Raw genomic sequence first — 26,070 nt, 5'->3', positions numbered from 1 at the left:
TTATCAGATTTACTCATTTAACTATCAACAGTAAGCAGACTGGCCTAGAGAGAATCAGCAATAGGTACCCAATACTCCATTTCTGCCTCGTCAGATAAATGGTCATATTGCGCAGGGTAACATTCCAGCTCAAAACCATCGACGCCCCTGTAACCAGAGTTAGGCAGCCAATGAATAACAAACCACTCTAAGGTTTTAGGCAGGTTAGCCACTGGCCCCTTATGTTTGATAACGGCATAGGTTTGGCTAGGGACAGAGAGGGTATCAAGTTGGTCTGATATCAATGAAGGTAACTGAGGATAAAGTGGCATTTCACCCAACTCAACGCCTGCCCAGTAGTGGATATTACTGCCATCAAAGTGGCTGTGGGTCACATCAATCACTCCCATAGCAGGTAAACGCTCTGAGGTGCTGCTAGCGACGGTCTCTTCTAGCTTGCGCCAAAGCTGTGGGACTTTTTGTTGAAAGTCAGGGGTAATCGAAAACAAGCCATGAATTTCATCATGAATACCTTTGAGCAAAAAGCCACTCTTCGACTCAACTCTTACCTCAACAAAGCTCGCGACTAGCGCACAGTTTCTCTCGGCTGGGTTTTCTATCGGCTTACGTAGTCCTGTTCTGAGCCCTAACTTACGGTAGGCTCTTGGACTCATGCCGAATTTCTGTTTAAACGAGCGGCTAAAACTGATCTCTGAACTAAAACCAAGCGATAAACCAATATCAATCACACGCTCTGAGGTATCCAATAGCTGCTCTGCAGCGCTGCTCAATTTTAACTCTCGCACATAGCTAGCAACGGAGAGTCCTGTTTCAGCTTGAAAAACGCGTTGCAGTTGCCAGCGAGACCAACAGCTTTGTTGGGCGAGCTCATCCAAACCTAGCGGCAAATGTAAGTGAGAATGGATGTACGACAGCAGTTTACTGACTCGATTAAACCCATTTGAAAATCGCTCGATACTGTTATCCATTGGATTCCCACTCTTTGCCTCTAGATGAATCACGGATAGTATCAGAAATGTAAATGAGAATTAATATCTGCGGAGTATCATAACCCAATACAACAGCGCCTCGGCTATAATGACCGAAGCGCCTTTGTTGAAGTTAATCGTTACTTATTCGGCATTGGCAAAATTTCAAACATACCGTCAAAGTCATCCAAGCTGCTGGTTAGCTTTTCAACTAAGGCAATATCCCCTTTAAGCTTCGCTTTTCCAGATTGAGTAAGCTCTTTTAGAGTTACCTTTCCAAGCACCATATCCGTCATATCTGTTTTGCTGATGTCTAGCATTACGTCCGTTTCTGGCAAGGTTTCAACTTGGATATTTGCCATGTTCGAGTTTGATACTTCACCAAAATAGTATTCATTCAAATCAGGGTGATGAATACCAAAGTTGAAGTCCAACTCAGCTTGTTCAGCTTTCTCTGCATTGAGCCTTACCGCTAGGAAATCTAGGAACATACCTGTTGGTGTATTGGCAATGACGTCCGGAGAAGCCAGTTTGATAGACGGTTTAATTTCTCCTGTTCTCAGCTCTACCGCTCCTTGCAAGTACGAGTTGCGCCACGCCATGGTTTCTGACTGGTAGCCTTGCTGTTCAAAACTGTCTGCCAGAGCAAAACGATACTCGATATTGCTTGGTTCACACTGGACTAAATCATTAAATAACTGAGAGGCTTGCTGATATTGCCCATGTTCGAAATGTTTCTGCCCTGCGCTAAACAGTACATCCGCCCCCGCTGCTTCGACATAAACACAAGATTTTTCTGTCGTTTGGAGTGGATTGGTATTTACTGGGTTCATATCGTGATAGCCAAGGTAAAGGTTGACCACTGCACGAGCATTGTGACTGTATGAACCGTGATAGCCGTTGGTATGCCAAGTATCAATTTGCGACTGCGGAACAATCTTTTCGATTTCACGACCGACATCGTTAATAGTCACACCATGGTTTGCTAAGCGCATGGCTTGGTTATGGATGAAACCGTAGTTGTCACGCTGTAGCGTCATGTATTCTGAGATTTCGTTGTTCTCAGTCTCTGGATCATTCCACACAGGTGCAGAGTGAGCGGCATGAATATTATCGACCAAGCCACTATCGACATAACGCAGCTTGAGTTCAGTGAGGTATTTTGTCCAAACTAGCGCATCACGCACTTTAGCTCCGCGGAAGGTATAGATATTGTGCATCCCATCGTAAGTAAGCTCTGCAGTATTTAGTGAACGATACTCCGGAACATAAAGCACTATTTCGGCTGGCGCTTCCGCACCCGGCATGTTTATCGCGTGGAAGTCTAGACCATCAATAGTAATGACCTTTTCTCGCTCTTCTATTTCTACTGTCGGAGCAACCAGAGTGACTTCGCCACGTGAAGTGCCTAGGCCCAACGCGTTATCAACAATGCCTTGGGTATTGTTATCCAAGGTTGTGCCATATTGATAGTTAGCGCGACGGCTCATGGCAGTACCCGCTATCACATTTTCATCAGCTAGCTCTTTAATGAAATCGTTAGGCGCATAGATTGGCGCATCTTTAACAAAATCGCCCGACTCTATAATGCCGCGTGAACCGCCAAAATGGTCCGCATGCATGTGTGAGTAAATCATACCGGTAATCTTATGCTCTCCATTTATTTTCGGCAGATGCATTTTGGCAAATTCCCAAGAGGCCGCAGCAGCTTGCTTGGATAACAGCGGATCATGAATCACGTAGCCATTGACAGTACGATAAATTGTCATGTTAGAGAGATCGGCACCGCGAATTTGGTACACGCCATCAGTCACTTGATACAAGCCTCCCGCAGCGTAATTGAGCATACCTTGACGCCAAATCGAAGGGTTCACCGAAGCAGGTAACTGCTCAACACTCATATCAGACATATACTCAAAACGATTCTTTAATTCACCCGCTTCGTGAGTGCCAAATTCTGCAATCAGCCCCTTTTGAGTACGTTCAAATGCGGTCACGTCTTGCCAAGGTAACTGCTTTGCTAATGCTTCATTAGCTTGCTTTGTGTGCTCTGAAGCAGGCTTTCCTTGATAGGTATCTAAGCTGGCGTAATCCGCGGCCGCTGAAAATGAAACGATAAGCGCTAGTGAAATAGCAGATGGTGCAAAACGGGTAGTCATAGTGAGCCTCGTTAGGTCTTATTGTGGGTACGTGGCTACTTTATTCGGTTGACACATCACAATATATACACCAATGTTTATTTAAAACATCACAAATCACGATGTATTGGGGCACCTTAGATGCAAGAAAGCAGTATCGATCTGAATTTGTTGAAAGTATTTATCTCTGTCTACGAGCATCGCTCAATTACCATCGCGGCAGAGGTGTTGGGCTTGACTCAACCCGGTGTGAGCGGCGTGCTTAAGCGTTTGCAGCAGCAACTAGGCGTTCAGCTTTTTATACGTTCAGGTCGAGGCATCGCACCAACTCATCAAGCTCATGAACTCGCCCGTCAAATAGAACCTGCACTGAATCAGATTACTAACGCAATAGAAGGGATGGAGTCATTCAGCACTGCTAGTTCACGTCGCTTTGTCGTTTATACATCCGAGCCAATGATGTTAATGCTGCTGCCAAAAATCGAAGCAGACCCAACACTGGGTAAGGTGCAAATTGAACTTCACCCAACGCAGTCGAATGAAGAGAAACTACTCCACAACTTAAGCCAGCAAAAGGCAGATTTGGCCATTGATTTTGCCAACTATTCCGCACCCTCCTTTTTTTCCGAATATTTTTATACCGATGAACTGTGTGTGATTGCCCGCAAAGAGCATCCTCGAATAAAAGGGGGACTGAGTTTAGAGCAGTTTTATAACGAAAAGCATGTGACATTAAAGCTGAGGCGGGAAGATGCCTATCTCGCCGATTATTTTACTGAAGAAGTAATTGCAGAGCGAAATGTCGCCGCAGAGTGTGACTCACTCGTGTCACAGATGACTATGATTTCCAACAGCAACTGCCTAGCCGCCATGGTAAGAAGCATTGCGGATCAATTTGCCGACAAATTAGATTTACAGGTACTTAATGCTCCGTTTACTAACCTTCCGGTTAAATACCGAATGATGACGCATAATCGGATGAAATATAGCCCCGCTAATCAATGGTTAAGAGAGAAGCTTAAGTCTTACTTTGAAAGCTGAAAATAGAAAGCCCCGATATCAATATCGGGGCTTGTTTTTGTTAACTATGTAGGCAAGAGATTAGTGCGCTAACTTTTCAATCACGCGCATTAAAAGATTGATACGTGGCTCGATGGATTCTAGTAACAAGTACTCTTGGTCACTGTGGAAGCCCGCACCGATTGGGCCAAGGCCATCTAGTGTTGGCACACCTAAAATCGCCGTGTTGTTCGCATCGGAACCACCACCGACTTCCTTCCAGTTGATATCAATCGATAGCTCTTGCGCAGATTGTTCAACCAACGCCATCAAAGATTCAGTTGCAGCGCTCGGCACCATGGAAGGTTTGTAGGCTTCACGCTCAAGCTCAATCTTCACACCTTCAACAAATGGCGTTTTCGCCATTCCGTTGAGCTTTGTATCGACCTCATCGTATTCCGCATTGTTCCAGAAACGGATATCAACGATCGCCTCTGCTTGCTCAGGTACAATGTTGGCGCCAGCACCACCTGAAACAATCCCAACATTAAGTGTCGTGCCCGATTCAAAGTTAGTCATACCATTAATGGCTAAGATCCAGTTTGCCATTTCAGTAATAGCGCTACGCCCCTTCTCAGGTTCATTTCCAGCGTGCGCGGCAACGCCATTAAAGCTCAGCTTGTAACGTGCCATACCCTTGCGAGCTTTAACCAAACCACCATCAGCACGTGCCGCTTCAGCAACCAAAACGTTTTTTGCTTGCTTAGCGACGGATTGAATCCACTCGACAGAATCTAATGATCCAGTCTCTTCGTCTGGGTTCATACAAATACAGATAGAAAGCTTATCTAGCACCGCTTGGTCAAGGTTGCGCATTGCATAAACAATATTGAGTAAGCCAGACTTCATATCTGACACGCCAGGACCATAGGCTTTTTCTTGGTCAAGGGACATCGGCCTTAGTTCCGCTGTCCCGACCGGGAACACAGTATCCATGTGGCCTACTAGCATCACATCAATCTGCTCAGCTTGAGGCTTATTGCGAATCTGTAAGCCAACGCCAGCTTTAGCGCAATCAATACGCTGAACACTCCATCCCGATAGCGCTTGGAACTTAGCTTCAAACTGAGAAGCGATAAATTCGATGCCATCAAGTGTGTAAGTGCCGCAGTCCACATCGATTAAAGGACGCAGTTCTTCTAAATACTCATTTAAAGAGAAATTCATCGTTAACCTCTACACAAACAAGTTCATGACAAGCATTGCACCGAATGCGTTAAGTACTGAGATAGCGATCATTACAGGAATGTAGCGACCTTCAGTGCCGATTGGGCCCATGATGCGTCCCATGTATTGAACTTGAGAACCCATCAGATAGATGGCAGGGGCAAGAATCGCGATATGTGCGCCGTTAAGAATGCCTTGGTCAAACAGAGTGATGACCACACCTACCGCGCCACCCATCGACATCCAAGCACCAATCAGAACTGCAGCTGCCTCTCCCGGTAGACCAAACACCGCCATAATTGGAGAGAAGATTGTACCCATCAAATCCAATGCACCAGTAATTTGCAATGCTTTGATGATCACAAATGCCATCAATACATTAGGGACAGTCGAGGTTGTCGCAATTACCCAGCCTTTCTTAGCACCCTCAACGAAGATGTCGGTTACCATTGGCTTTTTCGCTTGTACTTCGCTCATTGTGCTGTCTCCTCTTTTAGATTTTGTGCATTATCTTTGTCTTGTTTGCCTTCTTTACCTTCCGTGATGTTGAGATAAATGCGGAATAGATTCGCGCCGATAAATTTGAAGATGAACATAATCGCGACAGCGAGGCCAATAGACGAAGTCACCGCTAGAGAACCATCAGCCAAAGTTAAGGTGAAAAGTACCGCTCCCGATGAGAAGAAGTTAACGATGGTTGCACCCGCGGTGAACTGGAACATGGTAAAGACATCCGTTTCACGCTTGGTGAGTCGCCCTTCGTCTTTAAGCTGACGCGTCATAGCTGCACCCGCGTCGGTACTTTGCAGAGACGCAATCAAGGCAAGACCAGAGCTGCCTGGAATGCCCATTAAAGGACGTAATAGAGGAGAGAGCAGTTTACGCGCCGCATCCAGTGCACCATAATGCTCAAGTACGTTGATCACACCAAGTGCGAACATAACCGTCGGGATTAGTGTTAGAGCAAAGATAAAGCCATCGCGCGCACCACTACCGCCTTTACCACGTAGAGAAGTAGTCGCGGCTTCAACGCCTTCTGCAGTCTCTTTGACATCATAAGCAACAGAACCAAACGAGCCGTTCAAGGTGGTAAAGTCAAGCACCCCATACCATTCGTTCGACTTCATCAAGCCAGAGAAAAACACTACTGCGAAGGCCAAGGCGGCATAGCAGCCCCATGTTACCTTTCGCTCTTTTTGAGTTGGATTAGACATAATTCACCTATGTATTCATATGTGGAACAGAACACATAGGATCATGAGGTAAAGCGTCGCGCAGTATGATGATCCGTATCAAGTAGTAATACGACTTATGTTTCCCCTTTCAATCGCGATCATATTTTGTGATTGCTCGCATAAATAGCACATCAAACCACACCAATAAATCAACATTGCACATCATAAAGATTCATAACTTGTTAATTAATCGCTGACAATTCAAGCAGATCAAACCTACTTCACATACGTAAAACGTATTCGTCTTTAGAATGGAACTACAAAACATAAAACAACAATCCGCTTTCAAAGGAGTGAAAGTATGAAATTGCAGTGGTCCATTTTTGTCGCCCTTTTTTTTCTGCCCTTTTCAACATTCGCCGCATCTTCTTCTTATCAAATACTCCCTCTTACCCAGTCAACCATAGGTTATGCCGCGCTGATCATTTTCGGCATCGCTTATACCCTTGTGATGCTGGAAGAGTATCTGCAACTTAGGAAGTCAAAACCGGTTCTACTTGCAGCCGGTATCATTTGGGCAATGATCGGTTACGTGTATTCCCAGCACGATCAAATCGAGGTAGCTAAAGCGGCGTTAGAGCATAATTTGCTTGAGTATGCAGAGCTGCTCCTGTTCTTGCTCGTCGCCATGACCTACATCAGTGCAATGGAAGAAAGGCGGCTATTTGATGCCTTACAAGCTTGGATGGTGGGTAAAGGCTTTAACTTTAAAACCCTGTTTTGGCTGACTGGTATATTGGCATTTTTCATTTCACCGATTGCCGATAACCTCACTACGGCGCTACTCATGTGTGCTGTGGTGATGAAAGTGGCAGGAGACAACACCAAATTTATTAACCTTGCGTGTATCAACATAGTCATTGCAGCAAATGCCGGCGGTGCATTTAGCCCGTTCGGTGATATTACGACCTTAATGGTTTGGCAAGCAGGCCACGTCTCGTTTGCTGAGTTTATGCCGCTGTTTATTCCGTCAGTCGTTAACTATGTTTTGCCCGCGATTATCATGTCGATGTTTGTGCCGGACGCGAGCCCAAATGTTGTCCACCAGCATGTCGAACTCAAACGTGGTGCAAGACGAATCGTTGCCCTGTTTATCCTCACTATCGCAACCGCGGTGGCCTTCCATGCGGTGCTACACTTCCCGCCAGTGATTGGCATGATGATGGGCCTAGCATACCTACAATTCTTTGGCTTCTTCCTGCGCAGAACGCTCAAAGCCTCTCTACATAAGAAATCCTTGATTGCAATCGAGAACCGAGATGATATTGCGTTAAAGCGCTTAGGCTCTGTGGTGCCATTCGATGTATTCCGACGCGTGTCCCACGCCGAGTGGGACACGCTACTCTTCTTCTACGGCGTCGTTATGTGTGTAGGCGGCTTAAGCTTACTTGGTTATCTAGGAATGATCTCAGAAGTGATGTACACCCAATGGGATCCTATTTGGGCTAACGTCATGGTTGGTATTCTTTCAGCCATCGTCGACAACATTCCGGTGATGTTTGCTGTACTCACCATGGAACCTGCAATGGATATGGGTAACTGGCTACTGGTCACTTTAACCGCGGGTGTGGGTGGTAGTTTACTTTCTATTGGTTCTGCGGCAGGTGTGGCTTTGATGGGAGCGGCTCACGGTAAGTACACCTTCTTTGGTCACCTAAAATGGATGCCGGTGATTGCAATTGGTTATGCTGCGAGTATTGCGGTTCATATGATGCTCAACGGAAGCTTATTCACTTAACGGCGCCGTAGGGGGCACAAAATCTTTCTTCAACCAGATACTTGCAATGTCATACTTTGCGCAGACATTGCAAGTCAGAAGCTCACTCTGACCATGGATACGCATCACAATATCTTCACGTTTTTCCTTCGAGCTGTTGCGCATTTGAATCGTTAAATGGTCTTCATCAACCTCAAAGGGCTTGGTAAAATCAAGCCCTTCAGAGTTGATATAAGTCACTTTAGCATCTTTGAATTCAAGTAAGTCGCTATTGTAGTGATTCTCAAACACCCCTGTAAAAGAGTAGGTTTCTTTATTAAGCATGCGCTCTGCTTTTTCTTCTGTGCAGCCAAACAGAGTTACTGACACTACGCTAGAAAGTAATATCGCTATAACAGATTGCTGCTTAACCATGGCGTTACTCCATTTGTTCTAGTTCCAGAAGCTTAGATTTTCTTTCTACACCACCCGCGTATCCAGTAAGCTTGCCATTTTTGCCTATGACTCTATGGCAGGGCACAATCACCGAGACAGGGTTCTTTCCGTTGGCTAGCCCGACGGCCCTTACTGCTTTGGGGTTACCGATAGCGTTGGCCAAATCTTGATAGCTCCAAGTTTCACCGTATGGAATGGTCATCAGCGCCTTCCATACTTGCTGCTGAAACTCAGTTCCAACCGCTGAAATTGGTAAATCAAACTCCGTTCTATCGCCAGAAAAATACTCTTCTAACTGCTTGATTGCTTTAATAAGTATAGGATCATTTTCCGACAATTGACCTAACTCTTCAGGTTGTGTTGTCTGAATTTCAAACCAAACGCCAAGCAAACCTTTTTCATTGGCTTGCAGTGTAATTGTCCCTAATGGTGAAACATAGGTGGTGTAACGATTATTCATGCATGACTCCAGCAATGGAATGTTGCGTAGCTCCCCCAAGGAGAAGCCGTCGCAGCCGATAATTTAGGGAACTGATCAAGGGCTTTTTTCACCACCAAATCCCCATCCAGAAAACAGTTTGGTTCAGAAGCACCACGCAAACGCGCGTAGTTGACCGTCCAAGGCCCAACACCTTTCAGTTCTAACCAAGAATCTAATGGTGCCTCAAATCCTTCAATCATAAAGTGTGCAAAGCGTGACAGTGTTTCTTTACGACTTTGCGGCATGCGTAAGAAGCTCAAATCAGCCGCTGCGACTTCTGAAGGTGTGGGAAAATGTGTCACACACTCAGGTTGTAAAGTATTCACTAATAAGTTCAACTGACCAATCGCGGCCTTAATCGAAACTTGCTGACCAAGAATCGCACGAACACCTGCTTCCCACGTACTCCAAACACCAGGAATGCGAATACCAGAGCATTTGACGAGTTGTGGTTCAATATCAGATAAGTGCTGCTCGATCTGCAATACATCACTATCGAGATCGAACATACGCCTTAATTGATTGACCAAGCTTCTCAGTAGCGACATATCATCAAGCTTAAACTCGACACGCATAATACCGGGCTTGGGGTTAGAGATCGCAAACCAGCCTGCTTGTCCTTCCAACTCAAAGTGCCTTTGATAGCCAGTATCCGTCACTGTTTCTAACCCTGATATCGCTCTCAAATGATAGAAGTCCAACATATGTTGCCAATCCAGTGGACCGCGAAAAGCGAGATCCACATGATTAGATTCCGTTTGAATCGAACTACTCTTTCTTACCTGAGAGGGAGGCAACTTCATAACTTGTTTAAACGCATCATTAAAACGTCGTACACTATTAAAACCACTCGCCAGAGCAACATCAGTGATCGACAAGTGACTGGTATGAAGCAATTGCTTAGCAAACATCAGTTGATAATAAAGCGCATACTGCTTCGGTGACATGCCAAGGTATTGGTTGAAAAGCTTGCGCAGATAGCGATCACTAATTCCTAATCGCTCAGACAGTTCAACCAAAGAGGCATGATGCAGTGCGCCCTGCTCTATCAGCTTTACCGCGCGCTGAAAGGTCACTTCCACCCCTTTCCACGCCCAAGAGCTTGGCGCGCTATCTGGCCTGCAACGCAAACAAGGACGATAACCGGCTTGCAGAGCTTGCGCTTTATCGAAGTAATACTCTACGTTCTCTTCTTTAGGTAGATTTGCAGGACAAATAGGTCGGCAGAAGATGCCTGTCGTTTTAACTGCCACATAAAATCGCCCGTCAAACCTGCTATCGCGGGCTATTCTGGCGTTATGACAATCTTTTTGTGTCAGGGTGACAAGGCCACTTTCCATGTGCTTTTCCGATATTGTTCAAACTGTTACCCAAAGTCTAAATCTTCACACAATAATTACTAGCCATTTTCGGAACTGTATCGAATTTGCCAACTGTTTTTCTTCTTCTAAAGTTATTAATGCAGACTAAAAAATAATAAGGAAGTTGGCTATGAACCTGCACTCTTGCACTATTGTGCTCAATGACGAGCTCACTATGACGTGTGACAATGTTGAACAAACTCTCGGCATCATTGATCAACACGGACCAACCAATATTCATCGAATACTGATTGATACCTTTGATGGAAATGCGATCCAAAGCTTTCACGAGCTGAGTATTGAAGAATCAATCGAAAGTCTAATGAGTATGTGAGCTTTGATTAGCTAGGTGGATTCGCGACTGGTTTCCACCTCATCCAAAAAAGTTGTGCAGGAAAGCGGCCGTAGACTTACTCAACTTTCCTCTGCTCACTCTTATTCAAAAATTTTGAACATTATGCTCAAACTCAACTAGTTATTAGTAGATCTGCGTCTCCCTATACTCTTTTCATAAAGAGACAACAAGGTTTGAATGATTCGAACCTCTATAGATAAGAGACATGATTATGACCAATACACTTGTACTGAAATCCAGCATTTTGGGCCCTCACTCTCAATCAAACCAACTGATTGATCACGCACTTGAAGGTAAAACTGGCATTATTGAGCGTGACTTGGCTGCAAACCCAGTACCAGTACTGGATATGAGTGTTGCTACAGCGCTACGTGGCGGAGACGATCTTTCGGACGAGCAACAAGCGGCACTTGCTCTTTCAGATCAGTTGATTGAAGAGCTGAAAGCAGCAGACCAACTGGTTATCGCAGCACCGATGTACAACTTTATGGTCCCGACACAGCTAAAAAACTGGTTCGATATTATCGCCCGTGCAGGTGTGACTTTCACTTATACCGAAAATGGCCCTGTGGGTTTAATCGAGAATAAGAAAGCGATTGTCGTCACCACTCGTGGTGGTCTACACAAAGACTCTCCGCGTAACTCAATTGAAAGCTACGTCACCACTATGCTTGGCTTTATTGGTATTACAGAAGTTGAGTTTGTCTATGCTGAAGCGCTTAATATGGGCGAAGAAACTGCTCAAGCTGCTCGTGAAGACGCACTAAAACAACTAGTCAGCTTGGTTTAAGAGGCTCTTTCTTTAAAAGACTGAGGGTAATCAGATACTAAACGCCTCGCTAAAAGCGAGGCGTTTTTACATCTTGTTAAAGCGAAATACTATTCGTCATCTATTGGCAAATCTGCCATTTGTTGAAGACTGTACGCCGTTACCGGATCGATAGTTTTGACTAGCTCTTCCACTTGTTTAATCGCTTCAATCGATGTGCTCGCTTTACGATAGCTCAAATAGATTGGTCGATACCAATCTTCCACCCCTTCAACCTTATGTAGCTGACCAGAAGCAAGGAAAGGCTCAACTAACGAAGCAGGTAGGTAGGCACTGCCACCCTTTTCAAGGATAAAGTCCAATGCGATACGAGCGGTCGACGTGCGCAAGTAAGGCGCAGGGATCTTCGGATGACGCTCAGCGTGCTCTGAGGCGAATTTCGTTCCCCAATCCACATAGACATATTTGTCTTCAAATACCGACTCAACCGCATCTTCACTGGTAGACACCAGAGATAGCACAACATCGGCGACTTTCTTACAATTAAGCTCGTCAGCTTTGATTTGATCAAAAGCGAACGCCATATCTAGGGTTCGCTCTTGTAGGTTTCTCATTAAGGCTTCGCGTCCCATGATCTCAGCCATAAAGCCATAGCCTTCGAACTCGTCGGTGACCAGGCTCAGACAATTCTGTAGATATGCATCCCAGACGTTGGGAGTTCCACCTAAAGTTAATTGCAAAGCCTTGCCGCTTTCCAACGACAACTCTAATTTTGCTTGCTGTAAGGTGCTGACCATGACCTCAGCGTAACCAATCAGTCTTTCGCCCGCCGAGGTGAGTTTGATGTTGTTACGATCACGAATAAACAGCTGGGTATCAAAATAGCTTTCTAGCTGCTTAATTCGCGCGCTCACAGCCGCTTGGGTGATGTACAGGTTTTCTGCAGCCTTACCAAAGTGCCTTACTTGCGCCAGTTCTAAAAACGTTCTAAAGACTTTTACGTCCATGGGATTTCCTCTACCGACAATCTTGAAAGGTTAGCAAGAACGGTAATTTTTTATCATCTTCAAGTCACTAAAGTGTTATCTAAATTTAATAAAACTATTCGATAGTTAAGATAAAAATGTTTTGTTTTTCTTTTATGAATTTTACGCCTACTTTTCGCTCTAGTTCACCCATGTAGGTTTTTATAGAGGCTACCAAAATGTCAGACACTCAATTTCGTCATGGCAAAAAACGTTTTTACGACAACACTAAGTTTCCGCGCGGTTTCGCTAAGTCTGGGGATTTTACGCTCGCAGAAGAAGAAATCCTAACGCTTTATGGCGACACCATGCTTGGTCTTGAGTCTGGAGATCTGCAACCAGAAAATGCCGAAGAGAAACACTTCGTTAAAGTATTGGTCCATCCAGGCAAAGCAAAGTCTAAGTTAGAGCGAGTATGGTTAAAGTATGTGCAGTTAGCTCGTGGTCGTAAGCGCTTCCACACACTGAACGGGCGTACTAAGCCTGATGCGAGTAGCGTTGAAGATTACTCAGATGACGTGAGCTTAGTCGAAGAAGATTAACTCTAAATATAAAATGCCCCCAGTAATGGTTTAACCAATTAATGGGGGCATTTCAGCATCTAGGGCTTTATAACAAAAGCAGAGAGGTTATTTAGCGTTTACAGCCTTAACAAATGCTTCTTGGGCACCGTCTATGTTAAGTGCTTTTGCCTCATCTAGTAAGCTTAATGCTTTAGGTATATCTCCATTTTTGACAGCCTTTTCTATTTGTTCAATGTAGAAGTCAGAACTGTCTACGCTCGAAGGAACATACTCTGAATGTTCTCTGATACGCTTTGTCACTATGTCGTTGGCAGAGACATTAAATCTTAGAAGTCCGTTCGAAGCATGAAAGACTGTTGGATCTTCAACCTGTGGTGGGACTGTACTCTTTGCCATCGCAAATAGTTTTGCAGGGTGCAATACCGTCGAAGTATTCTGGACATCGGATAATGTAGTGTAGATCAGTACACGAAGAGGCTGTAATGAACTATCAGGGACCACTGTCAATTTAGTTTCAAACATATCAGGGTCGAGATATTTGGCATGCTTGTAATTAAATTCGTTGAAGTTTCTCTGATACAAGACGTTATCACCTGCATCAAGAATCATAATATTTGCAGCGTAAAGTGATTTCTCGTTCTGAACTAAAGTTGATAATTCAATATCTAAGCTACCTCGATTTCCAGGTAACTCAAAAGCAGCAATTGGGCCAATGCTGTTTTCATTCAAAAGCGACTGGCTCTGCTCCGATACTTTAAATTCAACAGACGCTGGAACTTCTAACTTTTGCCAATCAACATCCGCTATTCTTGTAATCTGTATCGAATCCGCCGGAGCTACCGTTGACACAGTATCAGTACTGGTGCATCCAAACAGTAGAGCAGAAAATAATAGAGGGTAAAACTTATTCATACTAATCTCCAGACATAAAGCCAAACGAAAAGCAGCCAGAATAACTCTGGCTGCATGCAACTATCAATGTGAAAGTTGTTTACTCACTTGGCTTACCACCAAGCTTCTACCTGAACACCAACCATTGTTTCAGCTTTATTGCCGTTGGTGTCGTCTTTAACTTTATCGCCAGAGTAGTTAGTTACGTATGCGCGAATAGAAGGACGAGCCCAGAAATTAGAACCTGCGTTCCACTCTTGCGCTAGCGTAACTTTAGTTAGGTCTTGCCAGTCGTTACCTTCAGTTCTCTCATTTGCGTAACCCAACTCTAGCACTGTAGCCATTGTCTCATTCCATTTATAGCCAGGGCGTACAACAAAGTTGTAGAAGTCTGTTTTGCCTTTCATGAAGCTATTTTTAGAAGTTGTTTCATCAATATCTTTAGAACCATAAATTGCTGAGTAACCTAGATTCCATTGATCTTGTTCAACCACACCCCAATCGATGATACGCCAGCCGTTACCTTTCACTGCGTTCATACCTTCGCCAGCATGGTTATCGAAGCCACCAATTGCCAAGCCATCAGTACCGTACTGGAAGATTAACTTGTTAAAGCCACCGAAGAAATTACCTTGAGTGTGCTCAATTGTCGCAAGTGCACCAGTATTGTCAGTCAATGACTTGTTGCTTACTGTTTTTTCTTGCCCTTCAGAAAGAGACGCTGTACCAACAATTAATGCTAAGTCAATTGAGCCATTTTCGTTTGCTTGAATGCCAGACAGACGGAAGTCACCTTTGTATGAACGACGCCAGTCGTCACCGTGAAGGCCATTTGAGTAATCGTCTTGCCAATCTTCAGAAGACATTGTCACTGCAGCAGAAAAGTTACCGAATCCAGTATCGATGTTCTCAATACCAGCACCATAACCTGAGTTGTTTAGGTAGTAGAAATCAAGGATGTGAATGTCTTTACGTTGATAGAAGCGCTTACCACCCCAGATAGTGTAATCTGCATAGTCAGCCTTAACAAAAGCTTCGCGAAGAGAAGTGTTGCCACTATCCCAAGGACCACCATCGCCTACACGCTGCATAGAGTTGCCTTGGCGATCAACGTTTCCTTCTTTTGACGCGTAAGCAAAACGAGTGTGTACAGAAAATGCAACGTCATTCTGATTGTAAACTTCTTTACCCAGTGCGATCTCAGCATAAGTATCTACTTCATCACCAAGACGGCCTACCGCATGACCTGAACCACCATTACCATATGATGCTGCAGCACCACCATCTACGTTGGTCCCGATACCCGCACGCATGTAGCCATTGAACTGAAGCTCACTTGCGAATGCAGAACCAGCAACTAAGGCACTTACCACTGCGGCAGCCAATACACTTACTTTTTTCATTTTTAACTCCATTTAGGGTTTATTATTCTTGTTCCGCTCTGATTAACTTTTCCGTAAAGGCAGAAACAGAAGTCATTAAAAAGAGAGGTAAGATGGGCAAGCCCCCCGAGACTTAACCCCATTTGCTTCAACTGCAGCAAGATTACCTAGGGAGGAGAAAAATCGACTCATCCAGATGAGAAATAGTTAGGGGGGATGAGAAAGGATGAGAAATCATACCGCACAATATTTTTATGTATTGAGTCACAAAAATTGGGCTGAGAAATAATGTTGTTAGAAAATTAGCTAGATCAAAACGTAACCTAGCTCACTATTTAACGCTTAATCATCATAATTCTGAAATAAAATTACATTTATAATTTTGTCGTAAGGCGCTTGACCAATCTCCTTCAAAACTATTTACTTAAGATTCAACAATAAATAAATACAGTAAAGTAGTGATCATGACGTGCTCCCGTCCATACCCTTTAGGCGCAACACCAGATAATAAAGGGTGTAACTTTTCTATATATTCTCCTAATGCAGACGATATCCAGTTGGCGCTATTTAATGACAATGGTGAATTTAAGACCTACCCATTAACCGACGAATACGCTGGAATCAAGTTTACCTATATTGAAAATATCTCAGTTGGGCAAAAGTACGGGTACATAGTGAATCAAGGTGATAAACCGCATTTGATTTCTGATCCTTACGCCAAAGCGATAGAAAAGCCGCTCCACTATTGCACACCTTTTAATTCTGAAAAGAGTTTTCAACTGGCTAAATGCGTTGTGGTCGAAGACACATTTGACTGGCAAGGCATCGCTAAACCCAGCCGCCCTCGCGAAGAGATGGTGCTTTTTGAAACTCATGTGAAAGGTGTAAGCAAGCTCAATTCTGCGGTTCCTGTCGAACAGCGCGGTGGCTATCTTGGGTTAGTCAGTGACGCTATGCTTAGCTTCTACAAACAGCAAAATATCAATACGCTGCAACTACTGCCTGTTGCCACCTGTATGCACGAGCCTCATCTTCTCAAGATGGATAAGGTTAACTATTGGGGCTACAACCCATACCTATTTATGGTTCCTGATCCGCGCTACGCCGCCAAAGATGCTGTAGTGGAATTGAAAACTGCGATTAGAGAACTGCACCGCAATGGCATCGAAGTCATCCTTGATGTGGTGTACAACCATACCGCCGAAGGTGGCGCAGACGGTCCTGTTTTTAACCTCAAGGCTCTCGACAATCGTTACTATTTTAAACACGGCGATCATTACGCTAACTTTACTGGTTGCGGTAACACGGTTGACCTTTCTTATCAGCCTGCCATGAATTTAGTCATGGACACATTAAGATACTGGGCAAATGAGTTTCAAGTTGATGGATTCCGCTTTGACTTGGCCGCGACACTGGGTCGTCATGGCGAGCATTTCAGCCCAGATTCAGCATTTTTCAAAGCGGTTGCCCAAGATCCAATCCTTCGTGAAGTCAAACTGATCGCAGAGCCATGGGACATAGGCCCGAATGGCTACCAAGTTGGAAACTTCCCGTTTGGATGGAATGAATGTAACGATCGACTGCGTGATATTACCCGTAGCTTCTGGCGTGGTGATCAAGGTTTCTTAAAAGAGTTCGCGACACGCATTATGGGCTCACGTGACCTCTATAGTGCAGCCAATTGGCCTTACAAACTCACCGTTAACTACATTACCTATCACGATGGTTTTTGTATGCAAGATCTTGTTTCTTACAAGCATAAGCATAACGAACCCAACGGCGAGCAGAACCGAGACGGGCATGGTGACAACCGCTCAGACAACTACGGTGTAGAAGGCGAAACGGAAAATCCAGCCATCATTGAGCTACGAGAAAAGCAAAAACGTAATTTTATGGCGAGTTTACTGTTTGCGTTTGGTATTCCTCATATTCTTACCGCAGATGTGCTCTCTCACACCCAAAAAGGCAACAACAATGCGTATTGCCAAGACAATGAAACAAGCTGGCTAAACTGGCAGCCTTCGGAAAGCAAAACACAATTTAAGTCTTGGCTAGCAGATATGGTCGCGGCAAGACAAAAATATATGGTGCCATTTATTCGCGCATTCAGTGGCGAAAAGCGCAATGACAACCGTATATACTGGCGACGACTCGACGGTAGCTTTATGGAGCACGATGATTGGAATCGCCTTAGCTCAGTGGCATTACATTTAGGCATCGGCAAAAACGGCGAAGAGCTGTTCTATTGCATTAACCAAACCAACGCTCCTGCTCGCTTTACCATGCCTGAAAATGACAAAGCTGAGTGGACCATGATCTGTAATACAGACTCCCACGAACTACATCAAACCATTGATCACAAACAAGTCTTAGTCGCGCCCCGATCAATTGCGATCTTTTTTGCCCACAGCTAACTTCACAATAATGAGCAGTATAGTGACATACTGCTCATTTTTAACTCAGCATTTAGATATAACCTAGACTTATATTCATTGATGTGCCTGTGAAATCCATTTAATATACGCCGCAAAATAATTATAGCTTCCCCGTTATTATCAGTTGGCACATCATGGCGTTACCAAAATTTCTCCTTCGAACGCTCAGACCGTACGTAATTCTCTTAGTTATAGGGATCATCTATGCGGCTTATCATCAATTTCAGAAATCTGAAAAAAATGCGTATTCTCAATCATTTGCAAACGTCAAAACGGCTTCGAGCCTGATATCTTCTCAAGTTGAGGCTGCCGTCAGTAAACTCTATATATTGGATGATGCGACCTCCGTCAGTGAATTCGATACCACGGCAAAACGCATTCTGGAGCATACTCCTTCATACATAGACATCATTTCCGTTAACACTGAAACCGGCCAGTATCGCTCAAGTTTACTCGCAGCCACACCTTCAGAACGAGCGTCACAACTCGTTTGGCACCCCCTAGACCATGTTTCCCCGCATGTTTATGTCTCCTCTCTTTACGAGAAGCAGCCGAGAAAGTGGGTCTTTGCGGTAAAGTTCATCCAACAAAACAACAATGAAATTTGGATAGAATTTGACCTCAAATCTACAACACAAAGTTTGTTAGGTCTTCGCACGTTAGACTGCGGCTATCTGTTTGTGGTTGACAACACCAGCGGACGATTAGTGTTTCACCCCACCCCTCACCGCATCGGTACAAAATCGATCAGCTATCGAGCTGGGATTGATGAGAAGATTAATAGCGGACACCTCTTTGGCAAGCACGAGTACTTTTACAAAGGGCATTTAAAGCTATCTGTGTTCGACGGCAACAACCCTTACAACTGGGTGTTCATAGCGGGAACAAATCGATCCGATGTCCTCGCCGCGACGCACCAGTTCGCATTAACTGCCGTCGTTATCATTTCACTTCTGCTCCTCGCGGTTATCGTTAATTATCTGATTTATCAGCTTAATAGCCACCTTGCTGAGCTCAATACTAAGATTGACCTGGCAGATTTCAAACACTGCTTGCGTGATATTTTAAATCGCTTTTGCCATCACAAAGGCATTCAGATTTGTTTCTATGATGCAGATTATGGGCACTTTACGACGATTGATTATCATGGAAATAGCCATATTGTTTTACACGATAGTGAACTCGCCAAGCGGTTTACCCCAAGTTCGATGAGCTATAAAGGTCGCCGTTACGCTGATCCATTAGCCAAACGATTACAAATCAACTCGCGCCACTACACACTGCCACTCTTTGATAGAGAGAACTTAATCAGTGTCATCTATATCAAAGCGACCTTTCCTGGTTTTCATAGTGTCTTGAGGATGATACGGGACTACTCTGAAGTCACGTTATCTAACCTTATGATTCATAAAAGACTTCGCAGTAAAGATGTAATGACGCACCTCGACAACAAGCTCACGCTTCGCGAGCAAATGGAATCACACATCGATGGTGAGCATATTTATATGGCGATGCTAGATATTGACCATTTTAGGCGTATTAATGACCAACACGGTCACTTGTGTGGCGATCAGGTCATCATTCATACGGCAGAACTCATGAAGAAGTGCTTTCCCAAACCTAAGGCGCTCAGCCTTGCTCGCTACAGCGGCGAAGAGTTCTCGCTTCTATTTAGAGCTAACGATGAGAACGATGCCTATGAACAATGTGAGCTATTACGTTACATGGTAGAACAATCTAAAGTCGTGTTTGATGATGTTCCGGTCAAGTACTCAATCAGTATCGGGATCACGTCAATGAAAGGGAATCAGAACATGACCATAGGTCGCGCAGACAAAGCGCTCTATCAAGCCAAAGGGCTCGGTAGAAACCAGGTGGTGTTAAACACCTTTGACTAATTGAGAAAGGGAAGTGGCTGAAGTCACTTCCCTTTTTAAAGTTAGTGCCCTTGCCACTTTATTAGTGGCGAGCTTGGAAAAGTCACGATTGACTGCTAATCGTATAACATCGAGCTTGCGCGTCTCCTTTATTATCTTCACCTCCTAACAGATACATTGTATTGTTGTGAGAAATCGACACGCCATACGCAGCTCCATGAGGAAGCTGCATAACTTGGTGCCATGTTGTGCCATCGAATTGCCAAACTTTGTTATCGTAATGCTTGGTCAATCCTTGATGGCTATACCACTGCCCTTTCTGGAATTTGTTCTGGCTGCCAATAAAGTAAGCGCCGCCAGCCACAATGATTTGTTTTTCAACTTGCCCCGCAAAATGACCTGCCAATCCCTCATGGCTAGTATCGACATGACAAATCGAAGGGAGTAAGCGGCTTTTGGTCATATCGCCGTTGTCGAACTCAAAAACCTTGCTCTCCAAGCTACGTAACCCCGGCTTAATCTCTCCTTCAATTAAGGTGACCGTATTGTTTTGCTGGATAATGCCAGCGCCACAATTGGTAAGATAAGGGGTCATTCCAACCTCAGACCATGTTTCATCGGCGCAATCAAATAGCCAAATAGTTTGATTCCAACCGTAGTCCTGCGCCGGGCTAGACATAAACTTGGTTAAGGTTGCCTGATGTTTTTCTGGTTGCTGAACTGGGTCAATTTGTGAAATTTCAGCGACAAAACGATCAAAGGTCTCTTTACTGTAGCCGCCAAAGCAGATCAGTTTACCCATCTCGATCTGGCACATAGACGCTCCCAGTAAACCCACAGGAATATGAGTCTCGATGGATTGCCAACAATTACGCTCAGCGTCAAAGACGTAGCCATCCTCTAAAACAATTGGCGTAGTACTGTTTTCAGGTTGGCCTGCTCCAGAAAATACATAGAGCTTGTCATCACACACTGAGAATGCCGCATCATTACGCGTAGTACCCGGAAACTCAGACGCCCTCTGCCACCCTTTTATTGGCGCATCCAAATCATAGAAAAATAGGCGCGTCCCTGCGCTCCCTAAACCGACGTAGAGTTTGTTACCAATCACGCCCCCAACGCCGTTTTTCACCCCAATTGGCAAAGGTGGAAAAGATTCAATCACTAATGACATGCTCTGAGCCCTTAGTCCGTGACATCAACAGTTGTGCCATTCCACGCTAGCATGTAGACCTTTTTGCTAGCACTGCGATCACTTTTCTCACCACCAGCGATGAGTACACCTTGTGCGGTGGAATAAGAGGTCCCATAAGCCAAACCTTGCGGAAGACCATTAACTTGCTTCCACAGTCCCTGTTGCTGAACATACATTTCTGGATTAAATGCTTTGCTATAGCCGTCGTGTGCAAACATTTTCCCACTCTCGAAAGCGGATTTCGCACCATGGAAGTTCGCTCCACCTGCAACAATGACCACGCCATTGCTTTCACCGGCAAAAGCACCCGCGACACCTTCTTGAACACTCCCCTCAGTAGGCGCTGGTAACGCATGCTGGCTTTGCCAAGGTTGTGCTTGGCCAAATTGGTACGTTTTCACTTCAGACGTTCTGAGTCCTGGCTTTATCTCACCGCTAATCAATACAGCCTTGTCACCTTCCGCCACTAGTGCGCTGCCGCAATTGGGTAAATATGGCGATAAACCAAGATCGCTCCAAGTTCCCGTCTCTGGCTTATAGCTCAACACATGTCGATTCCATTTATAATCCTCTGGCTTCATCCCCATGTAATCATCAACAATCTTTTGCCATGCTTTCGGCTCAGCTTGTTTGTCAGTGGTAAGCACATCATGGAGATATTGATCAAAGTATTGTTTGTTGTACCCGCCAAAGAAAACAACTTGCTTGCCATCTGGCGAGTAAGAAGCCGCGCCGAGCAAACCAACCGGTGAGGTGGTATTGGCTTGTGCCCAAGTATTGGTTTCGAGGTTATAGCGATAGACAGTATCAAATAGAATCGGCGCAGCATCGGTCGACTTCACCTTTCCTGAACCGCCAAAGACATATATTTCATTACCGATGACCGATGCGGTTGCTCCGCTTCGCGATGGAGCGATAAATTCAGCTCTCTTTTGCCAACCTTTGTCGAGATTGCTTAGGTCAAGCATATAGAAATCTTGACCGGCTGAACCTAGGCCAACAAACACTTTATCGCCGACTTGAGCGCCGATTCCGCTTTTAATTCCTACCGGTAAATCTGGCCATTGATTCGCGCCAAACGCATTTAGACTTAACACCAGAGAAGCAGCAAGCAAAGGTGTATGAAGTCGTTTAGTTTTGTTCATCATTATTGTTATTTCCTTATTGGATGGCCGTGAACAATCACGGATTCCTATTGGCTCAAGTGGTTCTTTACCCACCTTTATTGTTCAAATTTCATACTAATTATTGATCAATGAAAAAATATTTCTTTGACCAACTTAATAATAAAGATTATTTTCACCAATTGATAAAAGAAAAGCTCACCAACTAGGCGAGCTTTAAATAAAGAATTAAATCAATGTGATAAGAACTACTTCATTAATGGAAGCACGACCTCCGCCGTTTCCATTACTGACTCAGAATACTCCGGATAGGTATCTAGCAAGGTGTTGATTAATGCATCGACCAGCAGTAGTGCGCCAACTTTAGAAGCAAATGCACCGCCTGTTAAAGGCCCTTCTGGTCGCGCTGCAACCAAAAGCTCATCTGAAATAGCCGACAACGGACTATGACTTATGTTGGTCAAAGATACCACGGGCACACCTCGGCGATGTGCCTGTGATGCCGCATGAATAACCTCTTTGGTGGAACCTGAACTCGATACCGAAAACCACAGATCGCCCGCATCGCTTCGACCCGCACTCATCGCAGCCAAATGGGTATCTTCATACATAATCGCTTTTTTGCCGATACGTACTAAACGATACGCTAAATAACGTCCGACAATACTGGATGCTCCTACCCCAACACAGCCAATAAACTGTGCCTGATGAACTAACTCGCAAATTCGTGTAAGAGACTTTCTGTCTATTAGCTTGGCAGTATCTAGGAGACTATCAACCGCGCTCTGCGCAGATATATCACAGATATCACCTTCTAACTTAGGCTGATTTTGGCTAGCCGTTTGGCTCAAATCTACCGCCAACGCCATTCGAAAGTCAGAGTAGCCTTTGTAACCCATATCACGACACAGGCGCACAACAGTCGCCTCGCTGGTTTGGGTATTACGAGCAAGATCCGTAATAGTCTGGAACTGGACGTCATGTGCATTCTCAAGCACATAATCCGCTACCAAGCGTAACTTTTTACTTAAGGGCTCGATATTAGAACGTAAACGAACCATTAGATTTTTAGGCGTACTCACTAGGGCCTCATTAGATTGGTTTGGCTAAGCTAAAAGTATCAAAGACCTACGAATATTGACACTACCTCAACACGATTTCATCGCAAAATCCTAAAAGAGGGGAGGAAGCCTCCCCTCTCATTGGCATTATAAAGACATAAAGCCCGCGTCACGCAGTTTAGCGAGCACATCCGCTTTCTGCTTGTCACTCAGTGAGCGAATCGGTTGACGAGGATCACCCGCATCAATGCCATGCAACTGCATGGCGACTTTACCTGCCGCTACGCCGCCATATTCAACTAATACGCGAATAATGGCGATCACTTTGTCCATTAGCGACGCAACCTCATCGTGCTTACCTTGGTTAAATGCTTCAATGATCTTCAAATACAAAGGCGCAGCATAGTTGTAAGTACTGCCAACGGCACCCACCGCTCCTACCGCCAAGCCAGCAGGGAGAAACTCATCGACACCAAAAGGAACATCGAATTTGCCTCCCGCCACTCGCACACAGCGCTGATATTCGTAGAGGTCAGCGTTATTAAATTTCGCGCCCGATAAGTTAGGAATGCGCGCTTCACCTTGAATCAGGAACTGTTCGAGATCGAGGTTTACTCCAGACATGCCAGAATGGTAGTAGTAAAAGCCCTTGGATGGTGCAGCCGCAGCCACTTGCGCGCAGTACTCAACCAGGTCTTCAACACTACCCGGCTTAAAAAAGCAAGGGCCAATCGCTGAGGTCGCTAAAATATCCAACGTCTCTGCGTGTTCAGTAAGGTTAATGGTATCAACAATACTCAATGCGCCTGTATGGAGAATCAAATCCAACTTACCATCGGCGGCTTTAACCCAACGTTCAGCGATCGCTTTACGCTCCTCAACACTACAGTGGATCCCTTCCCCTGTCGTCCCACATACGTAAGCGCCTTTCACGCCTTGATCAATTAACAGCTCAGCAATTTGATCAATAGCAGCAAAGTTTACCTTATTGTCCGCAGTAAAAGGGGTATGAGGCGCTGCAATAAGACCTGTCAGTTTTTTCATCTTAATTACCTTAAATATTGTTCGTTATTACTGCCCGTAACCAAGGAAAATTTCCGGTAACAGCAGCGTAAATTGAGGGAAGACAGCAACTAGTGCCAATACGATGAATAACGGCACCAAAAGTGGAATCACACCACGAGTCAACGTGTGGAATGGAATATCCCCAACACGTGAGACAACGTACAGAGCCATTCCCATTGGCGGGGTTAGAATACCAATCATCAGGTTCAGGATTGCCATGACACCGAAGTGAACAGGATCAATTCCCACCGCGCCGGCAACGGGCACCAAAAATGGAACCAATAGCAGTAACAGAGCAAGCGACTCAATAAACGTCCCTAGGAAAAGAAGCAGTAAGTTGATAAGCAGCAACAACACGAGTGGATTATCACTAATGGTCAAGAAGTAATCCGCTAGCATTTGCGGTAGTTGCTCACGAGCAACAATCCATCCAAACACAGTGACACCCATTACCATTAGCGCAACCACAGCAGTGGTGTTCACTGTCTCTTTCAAGATTTCAACAAAGCCGCCGAAAGTCAGCTGTTTGTAGACCACAGTTCCTAAGAACAACGCGTACAAAGAAGAAACAACCGCCGCTTCTGTTGGAGTGAACTTACCGGAAAAGATCCCACCGATAATGATCACAGGAGTCAGCAGAGATAAAAACGCTTCTTTAAAGGATTTGAACTGATCACGACGCGATGCACGAGGCAGCGTCATGTAACCACGTTTCTTACAAATGAAGTAGCTCATTGTCATCAACGCAACACAACACAAAATGCCCGGAATTGCCCCAGCAAGGAAAAGGGCGCCGATGGATGTATTTGACACTACTCCGTAGATGACAAGAGGAACCGAAGGGGGAACTAAGGGACCAATGATACAAGAAGCAGCCGTCAAACCACCGGCAAAATCATCGTGATACTTTGCATCACGCATCGACTTAATTTCAAGTTGCCCAAGACCACCAGCATCCGCCAATGCTGATCCTGACATGCCTGAGAATAGTAGGCTCGCCATAATGTTTACATGGCCTAAGCTGCCGGTAATATGACCGACCATAGATTTTGCGAAATTAAAGATACGTTCTGTGATACCTGCGCTATTCATTAAGTGCCCAGTCAAAACAAAGAACGGTACCGCAAGCAATGTAAAGTTATCAATGCCGCCCAGCATCTGCTGAGCTGCGAAGTTGATGCCTGTGCTGTTGGTTAGCACCAAAAAGACTAAAGCAACAAAAATCAGTGAAAAACCGACTGGCATACCTGCAAACAGCAGCGCTAACCAGCCAAAAATTGAACCTGCCATAACTACCTCTCAGCCACCTGTGAATCCATCGAAGATGCCGACTTATTGCCATTGTGAAGCTGCTTCGCAATGCCCCACATTTTCTGTGCCTGTCTAAACACCATAAATACCCCACCAAGAGGCAAGCTGTAGTTCATCCAACTACTTGAGACACCTAAGGTAATCAGCTCAAAGAAAGCGGTACGCTGCACGTGTTGATAACCTAAATAGATAATTGCCATGATCGAGACTAAAACGGCCAACTCAAGCGAAAGCACCAAACATAGGCGTATCTTTTCAGGCAGTTTGTCCGAGAAAAAGGTGATATTGACGTGTGTGCTGCGCTTAATCGCAATGGCACACCCGATTAACGACATATACATAAACAGAACTCGGGCGAGTTCTTCACTCCAAAGGGAAGGATCATTCAGTAGCCAGCGGGTACCAATTTGCCAAGTCAGCACCACTAGCAGCGCCGCCATTAACGGCACAGTGATGATCTCTTCAATATTATTTACAATCTTACGTAACATCTTG

The 26,070-nt window shown here is 44.9% G+C and carries 24 protein-coding genes; 7 read left to right on the top strand and 17 right to left on the bottom strand.

Annotated elements, in window-relative coordinates:
• Positions 1 to 44: 44 nt before the first annotated feature.
• Positions 45 to 968, bottom strand: a complete 924-nt coding sequence (locus tag AC5O63_RS05945; RefSeq protein WP_171320140.1) for an AraC family transcriptional regulator — start codon at positions 966 to 968, stop codon at positions 45 to 47.
• A 140-nt stretch (positions 969 to 1,108) separates the two neighbouring features.
• The gene (locus AC5O63_RS05940) at positions 1,109 to 3,127 is read right to left on the bottom strand and encodes an alkyl/aryl-sulfatase (RefSeq protein WP_494504274.1); all 2,019 of its coding nucleotides are present in this window, start codon (positions 3,125 to 3,127) and stop codon (positions 1,109 to 1,111) included.
• Positions 3,128 to 3,247: 120 nt separating this feature from the next.
• Between AC5O63_RS05940 and AC5O63_RS05935 the strand changes: the two genes are divergently transcribed.
• A complete protein-coding gene (locus AC5O63_RS05935; RefSeq protein ID WP_494504273.1) occupies positions 3,248 to 4,147 on the top strand; it encodes a LysR family transcriptional regulator in 900 nt (299 codons plus the stop codon).
• A 60-nt stretch (positions 4,148 to 4,207) separates the two neighbouring features.
• On the opposite strand, the gene AC5O63_RS05930 is transcribed toward AC5O63_RS05935, so the two are convergent.
• From AC5O63_RS05930 to AC5O63_RS05920, 3 genes are read right to left on the bottom strand one after another with little or no spacing between them, the layout of a single operon-like run.
• Positions 4,208 to 5,332, bottom strand: coding sequence for a M20 family metallopeptidase (locus AC5O63_RS05930; RefSeq protein ID WP_494504272.1), 1,125 nt, complete (start codon positions 5,330 to 5,332; stop codon positions 4,208 to 4,210).
• A 9-nt stretch (positions 5,333 to 5,341) separates the two neighbouring features.
• Positions 5,342 to 5,809 (bottom strand): YjiG family protein, encoded by a 468-nt coding sequence (locus tag AC5O63_RS05925; protein ID WP_069668508.1) that lies wholly within the window; start codon positions 5,807 to 5,809, stop codon positions 5,342 to 5,344.
• Positions 5,806 to 6,546 carry a nucleoside recognition domain-containing protein gene (locus AC5O63_RS05920; RefSeq protein ID WP_171320144.1) on the bottom strand — a complete coding sequence of 247 codons (741 nt, stop codon included), beginning with the start codon at positions 6,544 to 6,546 and terminating at the stop codon, positions 5,806 to 5,808. The genes AC5O63_RS05925 and AC5O63_RS05920 overlap by 4 nt, the downstream gene beginning before the upstream one ends.
• Positions 6,547 to 6,868: 322 nt before the next feature.
• Between AC5O63_RS05920 and nhaD the strand changes: the two genes are divergently transcribed.
• Complete coding sequence (gene nhaD / locus AC5O63_RS05915; RefSeq protein ID WP_494504271.1) at positions 6,869 to 8,305, top strand: sodium:proton antiporter NhaD; 1,437 nt, start codon at positions 6,869 to 6,871, stop codon at positions 8,303 to 8,305.
• On the opposite strand, the gene AC5O63_RS05910 is transcribed toward nhaD, so the two are convergent.
• The 3 genes from AC5O63_RS05910 to AC5O63_RS05900 are packed head-to-tail and all read right to left on the bottom strand — an operon-like array spanning position 8,294 to position 10,540.
• Positions 8,294 to 8,698 (bottom strand): hypothetical protein, encoded by a 405-nt coding sequence (locus tag AC5O63_RS05910; protein WP_425667594.1) that lies wholly within the window; start codon positions 8,696 to 8,698, stop codon positions 8,294 to 8,296. The two genes, nhaD and AC5O63_RS05910, sit on opposite strands and share 12 nt — an antisense overlap.
• 4 nt (positions 8,699 to 8,702) lie before the next feature.
• On the bottom strand, positions 8,703 to 9,179 hold the full coding sequence (locus tag AC5O63_RS05905) for a methylated-DNA--[protein]-cysteine S-methyltransferase (protein WP_494504270.1): 477 nt from the start codon (positions 9,177 to 9,179) through the stop codon (positions 8,703 to 8,705).
• Positions 9,176 to 10,540: a DNA-3-methyladenine glycosylase 2 family protein gene (locus AC5O63_RS05900; RefSeq protein WP_494504269.1), complete on the bottom strand. Its 1,365-nt coding sequence runs from the start codon at positions 10,538 to 10,540 to the stop codon at positions 9,176 to 9,178. The genes AC5O63_RS05905 and AC5O63_RS05900 overlap by 4 nt, the downstream gene beginning before the upstream one ends.
• 151 nt (positions 10,541 to 10,691) lie before the next feature.
• On the opposite strand from AC5O63_RS05900, the gene AC5O63_RS05895 reads away from it, so the two are divergent.
• Entirely contained in the window at positions 10,692 to 10,895 is a 204-nt protein-coding gene (locus AC5O63_RS05895; protein ID WP_171320148.1) for a hypothetical protein, read from the top strand.
• A gap of 232 nt (positions 10,896 to 11,127) precedes the next feature.
• Complete coding sequence (locus AC5O63_RS05890; RefSeq protein WP_367937169.1) at positions 11,128 to 11,706, top strand: FMN-dependent NADH-azoreductase; 579 nt, start codon at positions 11,128 to 11,130, stop codon at positions 11,704 to 11,706.
• A gap of 89 nt (positions 11,707 to 11,795) precedes the next feature.
• On the opposite strand, the gene AC5O63_RS05885 is transcribed toward AC5O63_RS05890, so the two are convergent.
• A complete protein-coding gene (locus tag AC5O63_RS05885) occupies positions 11,796 to 12,692 on the bottom strand; it encodes a LysR family transcriptional regulator (RefSeq protein ID WP_494504268.1) in 897 nt (298 codons plus the stop codon).
• A 197-nt stretch (positions 12,693 to 12,889) separates the two neighbouring features.
• Here AC5O63_RS05885 and AC5O63_RS05880 point away from each other — a divergent pair, with 197 nt between their 5' ends.
• Positions 12,890 to 13,252, top strand: coding sequence for a MaoP family protein (locus AC5O63_RS05880; RefSeq protein WP_004745710.1), 363 nt, complete (start codon positions 12,890 to 12,892; stop codon positions 13,250 to 13,252).
• Positions 13,253 to 13,339: 87 nt separating this feature from the next.
• On the opposite strand, the gene AC5O63_RS05875 is transcribed toward AC5O63_RS05880, so the two are convergent.
• Both AC5O63_RS05875 and AC5O63_RS05870 read right to left on the bottom strand, forming a co-directional pair.
• The gene (locus tag AC5O63_RS05875) at positions 13,340 to 14,146 is read right to left on the bottom strand and encodes a MalM family protein (protein WP_494504267.1); all 807 of its coding nucleotides are present in this window, start codon (positions 14,144 to 14,146) and stop codon (positions 13,340 to 13,342) included.
• Positions 14,147 to 14,238: 92 nt separating this feature from the next.
• Positions 14,239 to 15,528: a maltoporin gene (locus AC5O63_RS05870; RefSeq protein ID WP_004745708.1), complete on the bottom strand. Its 1,290-nt coding sequence runs from the start codon at positions 15,526 to 15,528 to the stop codon at positions 14,239 to 14,241.
• Between the two features lie 443 nt (positions 15,529 to 15,971).
• Here AC5O63_RS05870 and glgX point away from each other — a divergent pair, with 443 nt between their 5' ends.
• Together glgX and AC5O63_RS05860 are read left to right on the top strand one after the other, a co-directional pair.
• Positions 15,972 to 17,921 carry a glycogen debranching protein GlgX gene (glgX, locus tag AC5O63_RS05865; protein ID WP_494504266.1) on the top strand — a complete coding sequence of 650 codons (1,950 nt, stop codon included), beginning with the start codon at positions 15,972 to 15,974 and terminating at the stop codon, positions 17,919 to 17,921.
• Positions 17,922 to 18,076: 155 nt separating this feature from the next.
• Positions 18,077 to 19,840: a GGDEF domain-containing protein gene (locus AC5O63_RS05860; protein WP_494504265.1), complete on the top strand. Its 1,764-nt coding sequence runs from the start codon at positions 18,077 to 18,079 to the stop codon at positions 19,838 to 19,840.
• 82 nt (positions 19,841 to 19,922) lie between these two features.
• On the opposite strand, the gene AC5O63_RS05855 is transcribed toward AC5O63_RS05860, so the two are convergent.
• The 6 genes from AC5O63_RS05855 to AC5O63_RS05830 all read right to left on the bottom strand — a co-directional run bounded on the left by AC5O63_RS05855 (position 19,923) and on the right by AC5O63_RS05830 (position 26,066).
• Complete coding sequence (locus AC5O63_RS05855; protein WP_494504264.1) at positions 19,923 to 20,993, bottom strand: YjhT family mutarotase; 1,071 nt, start codon at positions 20,991 to 20,993, stop codon at positions 19,923 to 19,925.
• Between the two features lie 11 nt (positions 20,994 to 21,004).
• The gene (locus tag AC5O63_RS05850) at positions 21,005 to 22,159 is read right to left on the bottom strand and encodes an N-acetylneuraminate epimerase (protein ID WP_272788403.1); all 1,155 of its coding nucleotides are present in this window, start codon (positions 22,157 to 22,159) and stop codon (positions 21,005 to 21,007) included.
• A 227-nt stretch (positions 22,160 to 22,386) separates the two neighbouring features.
• Positions 22,387 to 23,220: a MurR/RpiR family transcriptional regulator gene (locus AC5O63_RS05845; RefSeq protein WP_494504263.1), complete on the bottom strand. Its 834-nt coding sequence runs from the start codon at positions 23,218 to 23,220 to the stop codon at positions 22,387 to 22,389.
• 126 nt (positions 23,221 to 23,346) lie between these two features.
• Positions 23,347 to 24,243 carry a dihydrodipicolinate synthase family protein gene (locus tag AC5O63_RS05840; RefSeq protein ID WP_494504262.1) on the bottom strand — a complete coding sequence of 299 codons (897 nt, stop codon included), beginning with the start codon at positions 24,241 to 24,243 and terminating at the stop codon, positions 23,347 to 23,349.
• A gap of 27 nt (positions 24,244 to 24,270) precedes the next feature.
• Positions 24,271 to 25,554 carry a sialic acid TRAP transporter large permease SiaM gene (gene siaM / locus AC5O63_RS05835; protein ID WP_171320162.1) on the bottom strand — a complete coding sequence of 428 codons (1,284 nt, stop codon included), beginning with the start codon at positions 25,552 to 25,554 and terminating at the stop codon, positions 24,271 to 24,273.
• A 2-nt stretch (positions 25,555 to 25,556) separates the two neighbouring features.
• On the bottom strand, positions 25,557 to 26,066 hold the full coding sequence (locus tag AC5O63_RS05830) for a TRAP transporter small permease (RefSeq protein WP_494504261.1): 510 nt from the start codon (positions 26,064 to 26,066) through the stop codon (positions 25,557 to 25,559).
• Positions 26,067 to 26,070: the final 4 nt, after the last annotated feature.

This window comes from Vibrio sp. SCP2 (assembly GCF_059295395.1).
The sequence above is the reverse complement of the archived record's forward strand: the minus strand, read 5'-3'. Positions and strand labels throughout refer to the sequence as shown.